Below are 14,953 nucleotides of genomic sequence, written 5' to 3'. Positions count from 1 at the left end.
TGGCTGGCCCACCGCTATCGCAGGCAAGCCAGCTCCCACACTATTGACCGTACTGGGTCTGAAGCCACTGCGGGATCCGGCGTTCCAGGTAGTAACCAGGACGCTTCAGCGAACCCTCCACAAACCCCACATGCCCGCCCTTGGCCAGCAACTCGAACTCGGTGCAGTCCGACAGCTCACTGGCGTCAGGCAAGCTGTGCGCAAATACAAACGGGTCATCGGCCGCCTGGATAATCAACGTGGGCGTACGGATATCGCCCAAGTAATAACGGCTCGACGCGCGGCGATAGTAGTCTTCAGCACTGATGAAACCGTGCAGCGGCGCGGTTACCCGCCCGTCGAAGTCCCAGAACGTGCGCATCTTTTCCAGGGAGCCAAGGGCCTCCAGGGTTTTGAGCCCATCCTCACGACCGTCCTGCAGGAATTGGCGTTGCTTGACGCGGATATACGCGAGCATCTCGCGCATGAAGTGCTTCTGATACACCCGCGAGAACCCCAGGCCGATGCGATCGGCGCATTGATCCAGGCGAAACGGCACCGACACCGCCGCGGCGCCCTGCAAGCCCGAGGCCTGGCCGGTTTCCCCTAAATGCTTGAGCAACACATTGCCACCCAGGGAATAACCCACGGCATACAAGGGCGCCAATGGCCGCTTGGCGCGCAGATGAGCAATCGCGGCTGCCAGGTCTTCGCTGGCGCCGGAGTGATAGCTGCGAGCCAATAGGTTGGGTTCGCCCGAGCAACCACGCCAGTTCAGCGCAGCGCTGGCCCATCCTTGGGCGGCCAGGACTTTTTGCAGGCCGGCCACGTAGGGCGAGTTGGACGAGCCGGTCAGCCCATGCAGCACCAGCACTAAGGGCGCTTGCACGTCATGGGGGCCATGCCAGTCGAGGTCGAGAAAATCGCCGTCGTCCAGCCACAAGCGCTCGCGTTGGCGTTCGATGTGGGTGGTCGGCCGCCACAGCGGCCCCCACAGTGTCTGCAAGTGGGGGTTGCCGAGGCCGAAGGCGGGTTTGAAGCGGTCTGTAGATGGAATCATGAATTACCCGCTGCCGTGTAGGAGCGAGCTTGCTCGCGAAAAACGTTAACGATAACGCGGCGCTGTCAGACAGCCCGTGTCGCCTGTTTGACCTTCGCGAGCAAGCTCGCTCCTAGAGGGCGCGATGCCACAACGCGTAATACACCCGCCCGGACTTCTGCTCCCGGTGCAGGCGCCAGCCACTTGGCAGGCCGAGCGTGGAGGGCGCGGTCTCGCTCTCAGTGTAGATCCAGGCATCCGCTGCCAGCCACTGGCGTTCTTCCAGCAGGGTGCAGACGGCCGGCAGCAGATTCTGGTTGAACGGCGGGTCGAGGAACACTACGTCGTATTCAGTGGCTGCCTGGGTTTCCAGGTAGCGCAGCGCGTCGGCCGTCTGCACCTGGCCGGTGGTGCAACGCAGCGTGCCCAGGTGCTCCTTGAGGCTGGACACCGCCACATTGCTGGCGTCCAGCGCCTGGCCCTGGGCCGCGCCACGGGACAGCGCCTCCAGGAACAGCGCGCCGCTGCCAGCGAACGGGTCCAGCACCTTGGCCCCGCCAATGTACGGCGCGAGCCAGTTGAACAGGGTTTCGCGCACGCGGTCGGGCGTCGGGCGCAGGCCCACGACGTCGGGGAAGCTCAGCTTGCGGCTGCCCCATTCACCGCCAATGATGCGCAGTTGGCCCACACCGTTATGCACGTTGTGGACAGGTTTTTTCGGGCGAGATGAACTGGCCATTAATGCTCCGGAACCCCGAGCGGCTGCTCGGCAGGTTTATCAGTGGGGGGCGGTAGTGGCTTTTGCGCAATCGTCGGGCCGGCGGTCACGATGACCATCTTGTCGGCGCTCAAGTGTTTGTTCATTGCAGCCTTGACCTGATCGACGGTCAGGGCCTGGGATTGTTTCATGAAATCTTCCAGATAGCTCAGCGGCAGGTTGTAGAAACCCATGGCGCCCAACTGTCCGACGATATCGGCATTGCTGGCGGTGGACAGCGGGAAGCTGCCGGCCAGCTCGCGCTTGGCGTCATCCAGTTCTTTTTGCGTCGGGCCGGTCTTGAGGTAGTCAGCCAGTACGTCCTCCACCAGGCGCAAGGTGCCACCGCTCATTTCGGCGCGGGTCTGCAGGTTGATCATGAACGGCCCGCGCACCTGCATCGGTGAGAAGCCGGAGTACACGCCGTAGGTCAGGCCGCGTTTCTCCCGCACTTCGCTCATCAAACGGGTGCCGAAGCCGCCGCCGCCCAGGATCTGGTTACCCAGGGACAAGGCTGCGTAGTCCGGGTCGGCACGGTCAATGCCCAACTGCGCAAACAGCAGGTGGGTCTGCTTGGATGGGAACTCGATCCGGCTCAGGCCGGCTTTTGGCTCGGTCGGCTGGGCAATCTTGGCCATGGCTGGGCCCTTGGGCAGCGAGGCGGACACCTTGGCCGTCATGGCTTCCGCTTCGGCGCGGGTCAGGTCGCCCACCACCGCAATCACCGCGTTACCCGCCGCATAGGCCTTGGCGTGGAACGCCTGCAACTGCGCCAGGGTAATCTTCGGCACGCTCTCGGGGGTGCCTTCGCTCGGGTGCGCGTAAGGGTGGTCGCCGTACAGACGCTTGAACAGCTCGATGCTCGCCAGTTTGCCGGGGTTCTGCTTCTGGTACTCAAACCCGGCCAGGATCTGGTTCTTGATACGTGCCAGGGAATCTGCCGGGAACGTCGGCTGGCCGATCACCTGGTTGAACAGTGACAGGGCTGCGTCACGCTTGGCGCTGTCGCTCAGGCTGCGCAGGGTCACCAGCGCCATGTCGCGGTAGGCGCCGTTGCCAAAGTCGGCCCCCAGGCCTTCGAACCCGCTGGCGATCTGGCTGACATCCTTGCCCGGCACGCCTTCGTTGAGCATGGCGTTGGTCATCAGCGCCAGGCCTGGCACGTCGCCATCCTGGCTGCTGCCGGCGGCGAACAGCAGGCGCATGTCGAACATCGGCAATTCATGGGCTTCGACGAACAGCACCTTGGCGCCTTCGGCGGTGGTCCAGGTTTGTACGTCGAGCTTACGGTTGGTCGGCGCCTTGCCATCCAGTTCCGCCAGGGATTGCAGGGTGCTGGCCGTTTGGGCCTTGTCCAGGGCCTGGCTGGCGACCGACTCGCTGGGGCGCAAGAAGTAAACGGCGCTGGCCGCCATCAGGGTGACGGCGATCAGGCCGGGCAGGATCAGGCGGCTGTTTTTGCGATCACTCATGAGCGGTCTCCTCAGGCAAAACATGGGCGACGCTCAGACGTTCGCGGGTGAAATAGGTGCGTGCAGCCTTCTGGATGTCTTCCGGGGTCACGCTTTGCAGGTCGGCAAGCTCGGTGTCCATGAGTTTCCAGGACAGGCCGACCGTTTCCAGGGAGCCAATGGCCGTGGCCTGGCTGGTGATGGAATCACGCTGGTACACCAGGCCGGCAATCACTTGGGCGCGGATGCGCTCCAGTTCTTCGGCGGTCGGTGGCTTGGCCTTCAACTCATCGAGCAGGCGCCACAGGCCGGCTTCGGCCTGGGCGACGGTTTTCTTCTTCTGCTGGTTCGGCGTGGCCGAGAGGGTGAACAGGCTGTCGCCACGGGTATAGGCGTCGTAGTTGGTGGAAGCGGCGGACACCAGCTCCTCACCGCGTTCCAGCTGCTCGGAGATCCGTGCACTGTAGCCGCCGTCCAGCAGGGCCGAGATCAGGCGCAGGGCCTGCACCGAACGTTTGTCTTCAGCGGTGGCCAGGCCGGGTACGTTGAAGCCCAGGAACACGCTCGGCAGTTGGGTCTGCACGTGCAGGGTCAGTAGGCGCTCGCCGGGCTCGGCCAGTTCCATCGGGATTTTTGCCGGCGGCACGTTACGCTTGGGGATCGGGCCGAAGTAACGTTGGGCGAGGTTTTTCACCTCGTCCGGGGTCACGTCGCCGACCACCACCAGGGTGGCGTTGTTCGGCACGTACCAGGATTGGTACCAGTGGCGCAGTTCCTCGACCTTCATGCGGTCCAGGTCGGCCATCCAGCCGATGGTCGGCGTGTGGTAGCCGCTGGCCGGGAACGCCATCGCCTTGAAGCGCTCGAACGCCTTGGACATGGGGTTATCGTCGGTGCGCAGGCGGCGTTCTTCCTTGATGACCTCGATTTCACGGCTGAACTCGTCGGCCGGCAGGCGCAGGCTGGCCATGCGGTCGGCTTCCAGCTCGAAGGCCACGCCCAGGCGGTCACGGGCCAATACCTGGTAATACGCGGTGTAGTCGTCGCTGGTGAACGCATTTTCTTCGGCGCCCAGGTCGCGCAGGATCAGCGAGGCTTCGCCGGGGCCAACCTTGGCGCTGCCCTTGAACATCATGTGTTCCAGGGCGTGGGACAAACCGGTCTGGCCCGGGGTTTCGTAGCTTGAGCCAACCTTGTACCAGACCTGGGAAACCACCACTGGCGCGCGATGATCTTCGCGCACGACCACTTTAAGGCCGTTATCGAGGGTGAATTCATGGGTGGGTTGTGGATCGGCAGCCAAAGCTGAGAGAGGCAGACAAACTGTGCTGAACAGCAGGCCTGCGGCGCGGCGGGCTAGAGCATTCATTCGTTTTTAAACCTGTTGGGCTGCCCGCTTGGTCTTAGCGTCGGCGGGCGAGGAGGTGCTAGGATACTGGTCCGACTTAAGGACGGCCACTGCGGCTGTCTTGTGAAGGCCCTATTTAGGCCTTACAAAATGTTGCGCATGAACGAGCTGGCTAAAAAACAGTCTGTTACGCATCGAATTTTATTTACCGGCGCGCCCTGTTGCGCGTCGCTACCTTGAGATAGCCGTCTCCATGTTTGGTTCCAACGACGACAAGAAGACCCCAGCTGCGGCTGGCGAGAAGAAAGGCCTGTTCGGATGGCTGCGCAAAAAGCCGCAGGAAACCGTCGTCGAACAGCCACAGGTTCACGCTGAACCGACCCCTGAACCCGTAATAGAAGCCGAACCGGTTGCCGAGACGCCTGTACCGGTGGTGTTGCCGATGGCTGAGCCGGTGTTGCAGCCGGTCGTCGAGGCCGAGCCGGAGCCGGAACCTGAGCCCGAGCACAAGCCCTGGTTGGAGCTGCCCGTGGCCGAAGAGCCTGTGGCGTTGGTGGAGGATGTTCAGGCCGAGCACGTCGTGCCGCCGATTCCTGCAGTGGTTGAGCCGGCGCCGGTAGAGGTTGTGGCAGAAGCACCGCCCGTCGTTGAAGTGCCTGCACCGGTTGTCGCTGCACCTGCCGTTATCGAGCCAGAACCCGCCGTTGCCGCAACCGAAACCAGCAAAACCGGATTCTTTGCCCGCCTCAAGCAGGGCCTGAGCAAGACCAGCGCCAGTATTGGCGAAGGCATGGCCAGCCTGTTCCTGGGCAAGAAAGTCATTGATGACGAACTGCTGGAAGACATCGAGACCCGTCTGCTCACCGCCGACGTGGGCGTCGAAGCCACCGCCGTGATCATCCAGAGCCTGACGCAGAAGGTCGCGCGCAAGCAGTTGACCGACGCCGATGCGCTGTACAAATCCCTGCAGGCCGAGCTGGCCGCCATGCTCAAACCGGTTGAAGCGCCGCTGGTGATCACGCCGAAAAAGCCGTTCGTCATCCTCGTGGTAGGCGTAAACGGCGCTGGCAAGACCACCACCATCGGCAAACTGGCCAAGAAGCTGCAGGGTGAAGGCAAGAAAGTCATGCTCGCCGCCGGCGACACCTTCCGTGCCGCGGCCGTCGAGCAGTTGCAGGTGTGGGGTGAGCGCAACAAGATCCCGGTGATCGCCCAGCACACCGGTGCCGACTCTGCGTCGGTGATTTTCGATGCCGTGCAAGCCGCCAAGGCGCGCAACATTGATGTGCTGATCGCCGATACAGCCGGCCGCCTGCACACCAAAGACAATTTGATGGAAGAACTGAAGAAAGTGCGCCGCGTGATCGGCAAGCTCGACGCCGATGCACCCCATGAAGTCCTGCTGGTGCTCGACGCCGGTACTGGCCAGAACGCCATCAGCCAGGCCAAGCAATTCAACCAGACGGTGCAGCTAACCGGCTTGGCATTGACTAAGCTCGACGGCACGGCCAAGGGCGGTGTGATTTTCGCCCTGGCCAAACAGTTCGGGTTGCCGATTCGCTATATCGGCGTCGGTGAAGGCATCGACGACCTGCGCACCTTTGAAGCCGAACCCTTTGTACAGGCACTGTTTGCCGAGCGGGAGCGTTCATGATTCGATTCGAACAGGTCGGTAAACGCTATGCCAACGGGCATGTGGGCCTGCATGAGCTGAGCTTTCGCGTGCGTCGCGGCGAGTTTTTGTTTGTCACCGGCCACTCGGGCGCTGGCAAAAGCACGCTGTTGCGCCTGTTGCTGGCCATGGAACGCCCGACCACCGGCAAGTTGCTGCTGGCGGGCCAGGACCTGGCTACCATCAGCAATGCGCAAATTCCGTTTCTGCGCCGCCAGATCGGCGTAGTGTTCCAGAACCACCAGTTGCTGTTCGATCGCACGGTGTTCAACAACATCGCGCTGCCGCTGCAGATTCTCGGGCTGTCCAAAGCCGAAATCGTCAAGCGCGTGGATTCGGCGCTGGAGCGCGTGGCGTTGTCGGACAAGACCGACCTTTACCCGGGGGATCTGTCCACCGGTCAGCAACAGCGCGTCGGTATTGCCCGCGCCATCGTCCATCGCCCGGCTTTGCTGCTGGCGGACGAACCCACCGGTAACCTCGACCCGCGCCTGGCGGCCGAGATTATGGGGGTGTTCGAAGACATCAACCGCCTGGGCACCAGCGTCTTGATCGCCAGCCACGACCTGGCCCTGATTGCGCGCATGCGCCATCGCATGCTGACCCTGCAACGCGGCCGCCTGATCGGCGATGGGGAGGCTGGCGTATGAGTGCTACACGCAGCCCTAAAGTATCAGAACGGGTGGCTCCGAAGCCGGCCGACCCGCAACCGAAAAAGAAGAAACACGACGAAGACGACGGCCCGGACTTCGGCACCCTGGTGCACGCCTGGATCGAAAGTCATCGCGCCAGCCTGCTGGACAGCCTGCGTCGCCTGGGCAAGCAACCGATCGGCAGCTTTTTCACCTGCCTGGTCATGGCCGTGGCCTTGAGCCTGCCGATGGGCTTGTCGCTGTTGCTTAATAATGTGGAGCGCCTGGGCGGTTCCTGGCAGCGGGCGGCGCAGATTTCGCTGTACCTGAACCTGGACACCAGCAGCAAGGAAGGCGAAGCGCTGCGCGATGACATCAAGAACATCCCGGGGGTGGCCGAGGCCGAGTACATCAGCCGCGACCAGGCCCTTGAAGAGTTCCAGCAGCAATCCGGCCTGGGCGAGGCGCTCAAGGAGCTGCCGCAGAACCCGCTGCCGGGCGTGGTGCTGGTAACGCCGAACGAGGTCGACAAGCCGGCGCTGGAAGCCCTGCGACAAAAACTCGCAGAGATGCCGAAGGTGCAACAGGCCCAACTTGATCTAGTCTGGGTGGAGCGCCTGGCCGCAATCCTCAAGCTGGGTGACCGCTTTGTGTTCGGTCTGACGGTGTTATTAGTGTCTGCATTACTTTTGGTGATAGGTAATACCATTCGTCTTCATATTGAAAACCGTCGCACCGAGATAGAAGTGATTAAACTGGTGGGCGGCACGGACAGCTATGTACGTCGTCCTTTCCTGTACATGGGCGCGCTGTATGGCCTGGGTGCCGGGGTGTTGTCCTGGGGCGTACTGGCGTTTGGCCTGAATTGGCTGAACGACGCGGTTGTCGGGCTGGCCGGTTTGTATGGCAGTGACTTTGCCCTGGCCGGTGTGCCGGTAGCCGATGGTCTGAGTCTCTTGCTTGGCGCGGTCTTGTTGGGGTATATCGGTGCCTGGATTGCGGTAGCGCGGCATTTACGTGAGCTGGCGCCGAAGTAGTTAATGCCAGATTAATGTGGTTTCGTTTGTATTGACCGTATCAGCGGTTTAGGGAACTTGTCCTACGGTTCCCAGGTCAATTTTCGCAGTGCTGAACTGCACGAGTTATGTGAGTCGGAGGTTTTTTCGTATGACCACTTCTTTGCAACCTGCTTATGCCTTGGTCCCGGGTGCGAACCTGGAAGCCTATGTGCACACGGTCAACAGCATTCCATTGCTGACGCCCGAGCAGGAGCGTGAACTGGCCGAGAGTCTCTACTATGAGCAGGATTTGGGGGCGGCTCGGCAGATGGTGCTCGCCCACCTGCGTTTTGTCGTACATATCGCCCGTAGCTATAGCGGCTACGGTCTGGCCCAGGCCGACCTGATTCAGGAAGGCAACGTTGGCCTGATGAAGGCTGTAAAGCGCTTCAACCCTGAAATGGGCGTGCGCCTGGTGTCGTTTGCCGTGCACTGGATCAAGGCGGAAATCCACGAGTTCATCCTGCGCAACTGGCGCATCGTGAAAGTGGCCACCACCAAGGCTCAGCGCAAGCTGTTCTTCAACCTGCGCAGCCAGAAAAAACGCCTGGCGTGGCTCAACAACGAAGAAGTCCACCGCGTGGCCGAAAGCCTCGGCGTGGAGCCGCGTGAAGTGCGCGAGATGGAAAGCCGCCTGACCGGCCATGACATGGCCTTCGACCCAGCCGCCGAAGCGGATGACGACAGCGCCTTCCAATCGCCGGCCAACTACCTGGAAGACCACCGGTACGACCCGGCGCGTCAACTGGAAGACGCCGACTGGAGCGACAACTCCAACCACAACCTGCACGAAGCGCTGGAAGTGCTGGACGAGCGCAGCCGTGACATCCTCTACCAGCGCTGGCTGGCAGAAGAAAAAGCCACGCTGCACGACCTGGCGCAGAAGTACAACGTGTCGGCCGAGCGGATTCGTCAGCTTGAGAAAAGCGCGATGAACAAGCTGAAGTTGTCGATCGCCGCCTAAAACGCAGCGAACAAAAAAATGCCCCGTTCGAAAGATCGGGGCATTTTTGTATGTGTTCGAAAAGTCTCAAGCCTAGCTCGGCTTTCTGTGTAACTTAATGCCGGTTAGTTAAGCGACCGCAATACTCAAAGCAACGAAGATCAAAGGTGGGAGCGGGCTTGCTCGCGAAGACGTCGGCCCAGCAAGTATTGATGTTGACTGACCCACCGCTTTCGCGAGCAAGCCCGCTCCCACATTTGGATCGCGGCGCTTCAGTTAGATCAGCATAGGCTGTCAGGCAGTCACTGGAGCCATATTGTGTCAGTCGGACCAAGGTGCCTTTCGAGAGTTGTTCAGTTCCACCAGATATCCATCCCCACCGAGCTGGCTCATCTGCTGACGAATCCACGCCGCTCTACGTGCCACATACGCCGTCGGATGGCTGGCACTCCACACCCGTGGATTAGGCAACACCGCCGCCAGGTAACTGGCCTGCTGCCGCGAAAGCCCCTTGGCACTCACGCCAAAATGGTGCCGCGCCGCCGCCTCTGCGCCAAACACACCTTCATCCCATTCCACGCTGTTGAGGTACACCTCAAGAATCCGCTGCTTGGGCCACAACACCTCGATCAAGCCGGTAAACCACGCCTCCAGGCCTTTGCGCAAATAGCTGCGCCCGGCCCACAGAAACAGGTTTTTCGACACCTGCTGGCTCAGGGTGCTGGCACCGCGAATCGAACCGCCGCGTTCGTTGTGCAGAATCGCCGCCTGGATCGCGCCGAAATCAAAACCCCAATGTTGCGGGAAGCGCTGGTCTTCCCCGGCCATAACCGCCACTTTGAGGTCGTCGGAGATTTCATCCCACGGCACCCAGCTGCGTTGCAGGTCAATGGGTTCGCCATCTATCCAGGACTCAACCTTGCGCTCCACCATCAGCGCAGTGAACGGCGGCGGCACCACACGAAACAGCAGCACCAGCAACACACTGCTGATGGCAAACCATTTCACGACGTTGAGAAAGCGTTTGAAGAGGACACGCAGCATAGAGATGGCTTGGCCGAACCCGTTGAGCGGGCCATTATACAGACCCTGCCCGATGAGTCTGACTGGAGTTCCCCATGCTGCGTAGCTTTCTGATGCTGGCTGCCTTTTTCGGCTTTACCGGCGTTGCGCTGGGCGCGTTCGCCGCCCACGGCCTGAAAAACCGCCTGAGCGCCGACTACCTGGCGATCTTCCATACCGGCGTGACCTACCAGTTGGTGCATGCCCTGGCACTGTTCGGCGTGGCCTTGCTGGCGGCGCATATTCCGGGCCGGCTGGTCACTTGGGCGGGTATTTCGTTTACCGTCGGTATCCTGCTGTTCTCGGGCAGCCTGTATGTGCTGACGATGACCGGCATCAGTAAACTGGGGATCATCACGCCGTTTGGCGGGCTGGCGTTCCTGCTCGGCTGGTTCTTCCTGGGCCTGGCGGCGTGGCGCTTGCAGCTTTGACCGCTTGACGCTTGGAGCTGACCTTCAGGTTCCAATCGCGCTAGAATGCGGGCCCCTAAAAACGATGGCGGCCCGTGGCATGCGCATTCAGTTGAACGGCGAACCCTATGAACTGCCCGACGGTGAAACCGTTGCGGCCCTGCTGACCCGTCTGGACCTGACCGGGCGTCGCGTCGCAGTGGAGCTCAACCTGGATATCGTCCCGCGTAGCCAGCACGCCGAGACCTCGCTGAAAGAAAACGACCAGGTCGAAGTGGTCCACGCCATCGGCGGCGGCTAGCCCGCCACGGCCGCAACGCATTCTGCAGAACCTCATCCAACCAGAGGATTTCCCATGAGCATCGTTCGTAGCGACAAGCCTTTCGTCCTGGCCGGTCGTACCTACCAGTCCCGTCTGCTGGTCGGCACCGGCAAGTACCGCGACATGGAAGAAACCCGCCTGGCCATCGAAGCCTCGGGTGCCGAGATCGTCACCTTCGCCGTGCGCCGCACCAACCTCGGCCAGATCGAGGGCGAGCCGAACCTGCTCGAAGTGCTGTCGCCGCAGCGCTATACCTTTCTGCCAAACACCGCTGGCTGCTACGACGCCATCGAAGCCGTGCGCACCTGCCGCCTGGCCCGTGAGCTGCTCGACGGCCACAACCTGGTGAAGCTGGAAGTGCTGGCCGACCAGAAAACCCTGTTCCCCAACGTGATCGAAACCCTCAAGGCCGCCGAAACCCTGGTCAAGGAAGGTTTCGATGTGATGGTGTACACCAGCGATGACCCGATCATCGCGCGCCAACTGGCAGAAATCGGCTGCATCGCGGTGATGCCGCTGGCCGGTCTGATCGGTTCCGGCCTGGGTATCTGCAATCCGTACAACCTGCAGATCATCCTCGAAGAAGCCAAGATCCCCGTATTGGTGGATGCGGGCGTGGGCACTGCCTCCGACGCGACCATCGCCATGGAGCTGGGCTGCGACGCGGTGCTGATGAACTCGGCCATTGCCCATGCCCAGCAACCAATCATGATGGCCCAAGCCATGAACCACGCCATCGTCGCGGGCCGCCTGGCCTACCTCGCCGGGCGCATGCCGAAAAAACTCTATGCCAGCGCCTCTTCGCCGCTGGATGGTCTGATCAAGTAAGAGCTATTGATGACTGAATCAAACGAAACGCCGAACACCGGGGAAGAGGGCGACGAGTCCAAGCACCGCCGCATCAAGAGTTTTGTGATGCGCGCCGGTCGCATGACCGAAGGCCAGCAAAAGGGCCTGGAGCAGGGCACGCCGCTGTTCGTGTTGCCCCTGGCCGATGCGCCGGTGGACTACGACCAGGTGTTTGGCCGTTCAGCCCCACGTTCCCTGGAAATCGGTTTCGGCATGGGCCATTCCCTGCTGGAAATGGCTGCGGCCGCCCCGGAGCAGGATTTCATCGGCGTGGAAGTTCACCGTCCAGGCGTCGGCGCACTGCTCAACGGTGTGCTGACCCAAGGCCTGAAAAACCTGCGGGTCTACGACTGTGACGCGATTGAAGTGCTCAACCGCTGCATCGCTGACAACAGCCTCGACCGCCTGATGCTGTTCTTCCCCGACCCATGGCACAAGGCCCGTCACCACAAGCGCCGCATCGTCCAGGCCTCCTTCGCGGAGCTGGTACGCAGCAAGCTGAAAGTGGGCGGCATCCTGCACATGGCCACCGACTGGGAACCGTACGCGGAATACATGCTGGAAGTGATGAACGTTGCCCCTGGCTATCGCAACCTGGCCGAAGACGGCAAATGCGTGCCACGCCCGGCCGAGCGGCCGATCACCAAGTTCGAGCGCCGTGGCGAGCGATTGGGGCATGGGGTGTGGGATTTGAAGTTCGAGAAGCTGGCTTAAACAGTCATCAACTTGAAACGCAATCAAATGTGGGAGCTGGCTTGCCTGCGATAGCATCACCTCGGTTTCACTGATACACCGAGGTGTCTGCATCGCAGGCAAGCCAGCTCCCACATGTGTTTTGTAATGCCTGCTGGGTCAGCGGCGGTCTGCAACAACGCCAATCAACACCAGCACCACGATCAACACCGGTGCAAGGCTGTAGTTATTGAACTGGCTCAACCCCCGCACAATCCACGGCGTGGCGTAGATCAACGCTGCGCCGCTGCCGATCAGGCACAGCAGGGCCATCAAGGGTACGCGCAAGGCGCCGGCGATGCTGCCCAGGCGCGCTTCGACCCAGCCCTTGATGTCAGCGCCGAACAGCACCAGCAAACAGCCTACAAGGGCCAACGAGATTTCCGACAGGTTGCTACGGCTCCAGCGGGATACGGTGGCGAGCAGGTCGAGTACCAGATCCATTCGATTTCCTTAAGAGCTATCAGCTCAAAAACTTCTGCAACAGGTCATTGAGAAAGAGTTGCCCGCGGTCGGTGGCCGCCAGGCGTGACGGTTCGACCTGCATTAATCCACTTTGTTCTGCCTCGCGGCGGCCTTCGTCGAGGCTGGCCAGATCAAGGCCGGTGCGCTTGGCGTAGAGCTTGGCATCAACCCCTTCGGTGAGGCGCAGCGCGTTCATCAGGAACTCGAACGGCAGTTCATCGTTGGTCAGTTCTTTCGCGCCGGCCTGGAAGCTTTTGGCCGGGTTGAGGTAGTCCTTCGGTGCACGGGTTTTCCAGGTGCGGATGATGCGCCCGTCCGGGTGGCTGAGCTTGCCGTGGGCGCCGGCGCCGATGCCGATAAAGTCACCAAAGCTCCAGTAATTGAGGTTATGCCGCGCCGGCCGCCCCGGTTGGGCGTAGGCCGAGACTTCATATTGTGCGTAACCGTGTTCGGCCAGCAGCGCCTGGCCGGCTTCCTGGATATCCCACAGCGTGTCGTCTTCCGGCAGCGCGGGTGGCTGGTTCCAGAACACGGTGTTGGGTTCCAGGGTCAACTGGTACCAGGACAGGTGCGTGGGCTTGAGTGCAATGGCCTGGCGCAGGTCGCCCAAGGCGTCCTCCAGAGACTGGTTGGGCAAGCCGTGCATCAAGTCCAGGTTGAAGTTGTCGAACCCGGCCTGGCGCGCCATGCCGGCGGCGCGCACGGCTTCATCGCCATTGTGGATGCGGCCCAGGGCTTCAAGCTTCTCTTGCTGGAAGCTCTGGATGCCGATGGACAGGCGATTGATCCCCAGCTTGCGGTACGCCACGAACTTCTCTTGTTCGAACGTCCCGGGGTTGGCTTCCAGGGTGATCTCGATATCGTCGGCAAACGGGATGCGCGCTTCAACGCCCTTGAGCAAGCGCCCCAGCGCGGCGGCGCTGAACAGGCTGGGCGTGCCGCCGCCGAAGAAAATCGAACTCAGTTCACGGCCATAAACGGCGTGCAGGTCTTGGTCCAGGTCGGCCAGCAAGGCGTCCACGTACTCTTCTTCCGGCAGCACTTTGCTCGCGGTGTGGGAGTTGAAGTCGCAATATGGGCATTTGCGCACGCACCACGGAATGTGGATGTACAGCGCCAGGGGCGGCAGATGGGGCAGGGCCGCCCGTGGTGTTTGCGCGCCACCGTGGATCAGCGGCTGCGCAGAGGTGTTCTGGGTCATTTCAAACCCAGGCGCTGGCGCAGCAACGCCATGGCGCGGGCGCGGTGGCTGATTTGGTTTTTGTCGGCCGGGCTCAGTTCGGCGCTGGAGACATTGCGCTCCGGCACCCAGAACAGCGGGTCATAGCCAAACCCATGCTCACCGCTGGCGGCTTGCAGAATGCGCCCGTGCCACAGGCCTTCACACAGGATCGGCAACGGGTCATCGGCGTGCCGCACCAGTGCCAGCACGCAGACGAACTGCGCACCACGCTCGGCCTCCGGCACGTCCTTAAGGGCGTCGAGCAGCTTGGCGTTGTTGGCCGCGTCGCCCTTGCCGTCGGCGTAACGGGCCGAGTAGATGCCAGGGGCGCCGCCGAGGAAATCCACGGCCAGGCCCGAATCATCCGCCAGGGCTGGCAGGCCAGAGATACGCGCGGCATTGCGGGCCTTGAGGATGGCATTCTCGACGAACGACAGGCCGGTCTCTTCCGGTTCGACTTGGCTGAACTCACCGATCGAACGCAGTTGCACAGACTCACCGAGCATGGCCTGCAGTTCTTTGAGTTTGCCGGCGTTGTGGCTGGCGAGTACGAGTTGGGTAAGGTTCATCATTGGGCCGGGAACAGTTCTTGGTTGAATTGGAAGCCGTGGGCCTTGCCGCCGGTTTCAACGTTGATGGTAAACGTCTTGTATTCCCGCTGGGTCACCGAGTAGGGCGCGAGGTAGCTGATGCCGTTTTTTTCTTCGATCTGCTTGAACGTCAGGATCTCGCTCTTGCCACCCAGGTCCTTGATGGTACCGGTGACTTGCGCGGCCACCGGGCTTACGCCCTTGATCACGGTCACGTTGATCAACCCCTTCTCATTGCTGCGCACCACGCCGACTTTCTGGGCGGTCTCGGGTGGCAGGAAGCTTGAAGTGAAGGTGTTGTAATGAACGGTGATATCGCCGAAGTCTTTCTTGCGATTAGCGTCGATAGTGTCGGCGGCCATGGCGCTGGCGCCCAGGCATGCGGTCAATAGAAAAATAGCCAAACGACTCATGAACGTCCC

At 61.6% G+C, this 14,953-nt stretch carries 17 protein-coding genes; 8 read left to right on the top strand and 9 right to left on the bottom strand.

Translation table 11 applies throughout. The annotated features are described in order from the left end of the window. Positions 1-40 precede the first annotated feature (40 nt). The 4 genes from A7K61_RS09270 to A7K61_RS09255 form a co-directional block, all read right to left on the bottom strand. The gene (locus A7K61_RS09270) at positions 41-1,039 is read right to left on the bottom strand and encodes a hydrolase (protein ID WP_069557455.1); all 999 of its coding nucleotides are present in this window, start codon (positions 1,037-1,039) and stop codon (positions 41-43) included. 112 nt (positions 1,040-1,151) lie between these two features. Continuing rightward, positions 1,152-1,757: a 16S rRNA (guanine(966)-N(2))-methyltransferase RsmD gene (gene rsmD, locus A7K61_RS09265; RefSeq protein WP_044269606.1), complete on the bottom strand. Its 606-nt coding sequence runs from the start codon at positions 1,755-1,757 to the stop codon at positions 1,152-1,154. Next, positions 1,757-3,247: a pitrilysin family protein gene (locus tag A7K61_RS09260; RefSeq protein WP_032894697.1), complete on the bottom strand. Its 1,491-nt coding sequence runs from the start codon at positions 3,245-3,247 to the stop codon at positions 1,757-1,759. Before A7K61_RS09260 ends, rsmD begins: the two co-directional genes overlap by 1 nt. Beyond that, on the bottom strand, positions 3,240-4,595 hold the full coding sequence (locus A7K61_RS09255) for a pitrilysin family protein (RefSeq protein ID WP_069557454.1): 1,356 nt from the start codon (positions 4,593-4,595) through the stop codon (positions 3,240-3,242). The genes A7K61_RS09260 and A7K61_RS09255 overlap by 8 nt, the downstream gene beginning before the upstream one ends. A 232-nt stretch (positions 4,596-4,827) precedes the next feature. Between A7K61_RS09255 and ftsY the strand changes: the two genes are divergently transcribed. The 4 genes from ftsY to rpoH all read left to right on the top strand — a co-directional run bounded on the left by ftsY (position 4,828) and on the right by rpoH (position 8,900). Continuing rightward, on the top strand, positions 4,828-6,228 hold the full coding sequence (gene ftsY, locus A7K61_RS09250; protein ID WP_047712001.1) for a signal recognition particle-docking protein FtsY: 1,401 nt from the start codon (positions 4,828-4,830) through the stop codon (positions 6,226-6,228). Beyond that, complete coding sequence (gene ftsE / locus A7K61_RS09245) at positions 6,225-6,896, top strand: cell division ATP-binding protein FtsE (RefSeq protein WP_003213784.1); 672 nt, start codon at positions 6,225-6,227, stop codon at positions 6,894-6,896. The genes ftsY and ftsE overlap by 4 nt, the downstream gene beginning before the upstream one ends. Further along, positions 6,893-7,915 carry a permease-like cell division protein FtsX gene (ftsX, locus tag A7K61_RS09240; protein WP_047712000.1) on the top strand — a complete coding sequence of 341 codons (1,023 nt, stop codon included), beginning with the start codon at positions 6,893-6,895 and terminating at the stop codon, positions 7,913-7,915. The genes ftsE and ftsX overlap by 4 nt, the downstream gene beginning before the upstream one ends. Before the next feature lie 130 nt (positions 7,916-8,045). Then, positions 8,046-8,900: an RNA polymerase sigma factor RpoH gene (gene rpoH, locus A7K61_RS09235; protein ID WP_005792286.1), complete on the top strand. Its 855-nt coding sequence runs from the start codon at positions 8,046-8,048 to the stop codon at positions 8,898-8,900. Between the two features lie 300 nt (positions 8,901-9,200). Here rpoH and mtgA read toward each other — a convergent pair whose 3' ends face one another. Beyond that, complete coding sequence (gene mtgA, locus A7K61_RS09230; RefSeq protein ID WP_069557453.1) at positions 9,201-9,923, bottom strand: monofunctional biosynthetic peptidoglycan transglycosylase; 723 nt, start codon at positions 9,921-9,923, stop codon at positions 9,201-9,203. A 74-nt stretch (positions 9,924-9,997) separates the two neighbouring features. Between mtgA and A7K61_RS09225 the strand changes: the two genes are divergently transcribed. The 4 genes from A7K61_RS09225 (at position 9,998) to trmB (ending at position 12,236) form a co-directional block, all read left to right on the top strand. Next, a complete protein-coding gene (locus A7K61_RS09225) occupies positions 9,998-10,372 on the top strand; it encodes a DUF423 domain-containing protein (RefSeq protein ID WP_014720336.1) in 375 nt (124 codons plus the stop codon). 79 nt (positions 10,373-10,451) lie between these two features. Then, complete coding sequence (thiS, locus tag A7K61_RS09220) at positions 10,452-10,652, top strand: sulfur carrier protein ThiS (protein WP_032894705.1); 201 nt, start codon at positions 10,452-10,454, stop codon at positions 10,650-10,652. Between the two features lie 54 nt (positions 10,653-10,706). After that, positions 10,707-11,501: a thiazole synthase gene (locus A7K61_RS09215; protein WP_003195103.1), complete on the top strand. Its 795-nt coding sequence runs from the start codon at positions 10,707-10,709 to the stop codon at positions 11,499-11,501. 9 nt (positions 11,502-11,510) lie between these two features. Then, positions 11,511-12,236 (top strand): tRNA (guanosine(46)-N7)-methyltransferase TrmB, encoded by a 726-nt coding sequence (trmB, locus tag A7K61_RS09210; RefSeq protein ID WP_069557452.1) that lies wholly within the window; start codon positions 11,511-11,513, stop codon positions 12,234-12,236. 138 nt (positions 12,237-12,374) lie between these two features. Here the strand turns inward: trmB and A7K61_RS09205 are convergent, their stop codons facing one another. From A7K61_RS09205 to A7K61_RS09190, 4 genes are read right to left on the bottom strand one after another with little or no spacing between them, the layout of a single operon-like run. Beyond that, on the bottom strand, positions 12,375-12,698 hold the full coding sequence (locus A7K61_RS09205; RefSeq protein ID WP_003195099.1) for a DUF3392 domain-containing protein: 324 nt from the start codon (positions 12,696-12,698) through the stop codon (positions 12,375-12,377). A gap of 19 nt (positions 12,699-12,717) precedes the next feature. Next, on the bottom strand, positions 12,718-13,920 hold the full coding sequence (gene hemW, locus A7K61_RS09200) for a radical SAM family heme chaperone HemW (RefSeq protein ID WP_069557451.1): 1,203 nt from the start codon (positions 13,918-13,920) through the stop codon (positions 12,718-12,720). Next, positions 13,917-14,513, bottom strand: coding sequence for an RdgB/HAM1 family non-canonical purine NTP pyrophosphatase (rdgB, locus tag A7K61_RS09195; protein WP_032894708.1), 597 nt, complete (start codon positions 14,511-14,513; stop codon positions 13,917-13,919). The genes hemW and rdgB overlap by 4 nt, the downstream gene beginning before the upstream one ends. Beyond that, entirely contained in the window at positions 14,510-14,944 is a 435-nt protein-coding gene (locus tag A7K61_RS09190; protein ID WP_047711995.1) for a DUF4426 domain-containing protein, read from the bottom strand. The genes rdgB and A7K61_RS09190 overlap by 4 nt, the downstream gene beginning before the upstream one ends. Positions 14,945-14,953: the final 9 nt, after the last annotated feature.

Origin of the sequence: Pseudomonas sp. AP42 (assembly GCF_001728935.1) — a bacterium.
GTDB lineage: Bacteria > Pseudomonadota > Gammaproteobacteria > Pseudomonadales > Pseudomonadaceae > Aquipseudomonas > Aquipseudomonas lactis.
The sequence above is the reverse complement of the archived record's forward strand: the minus strand, read 5'-3'. Positions and strand labels throughout refer to the sequence as shown.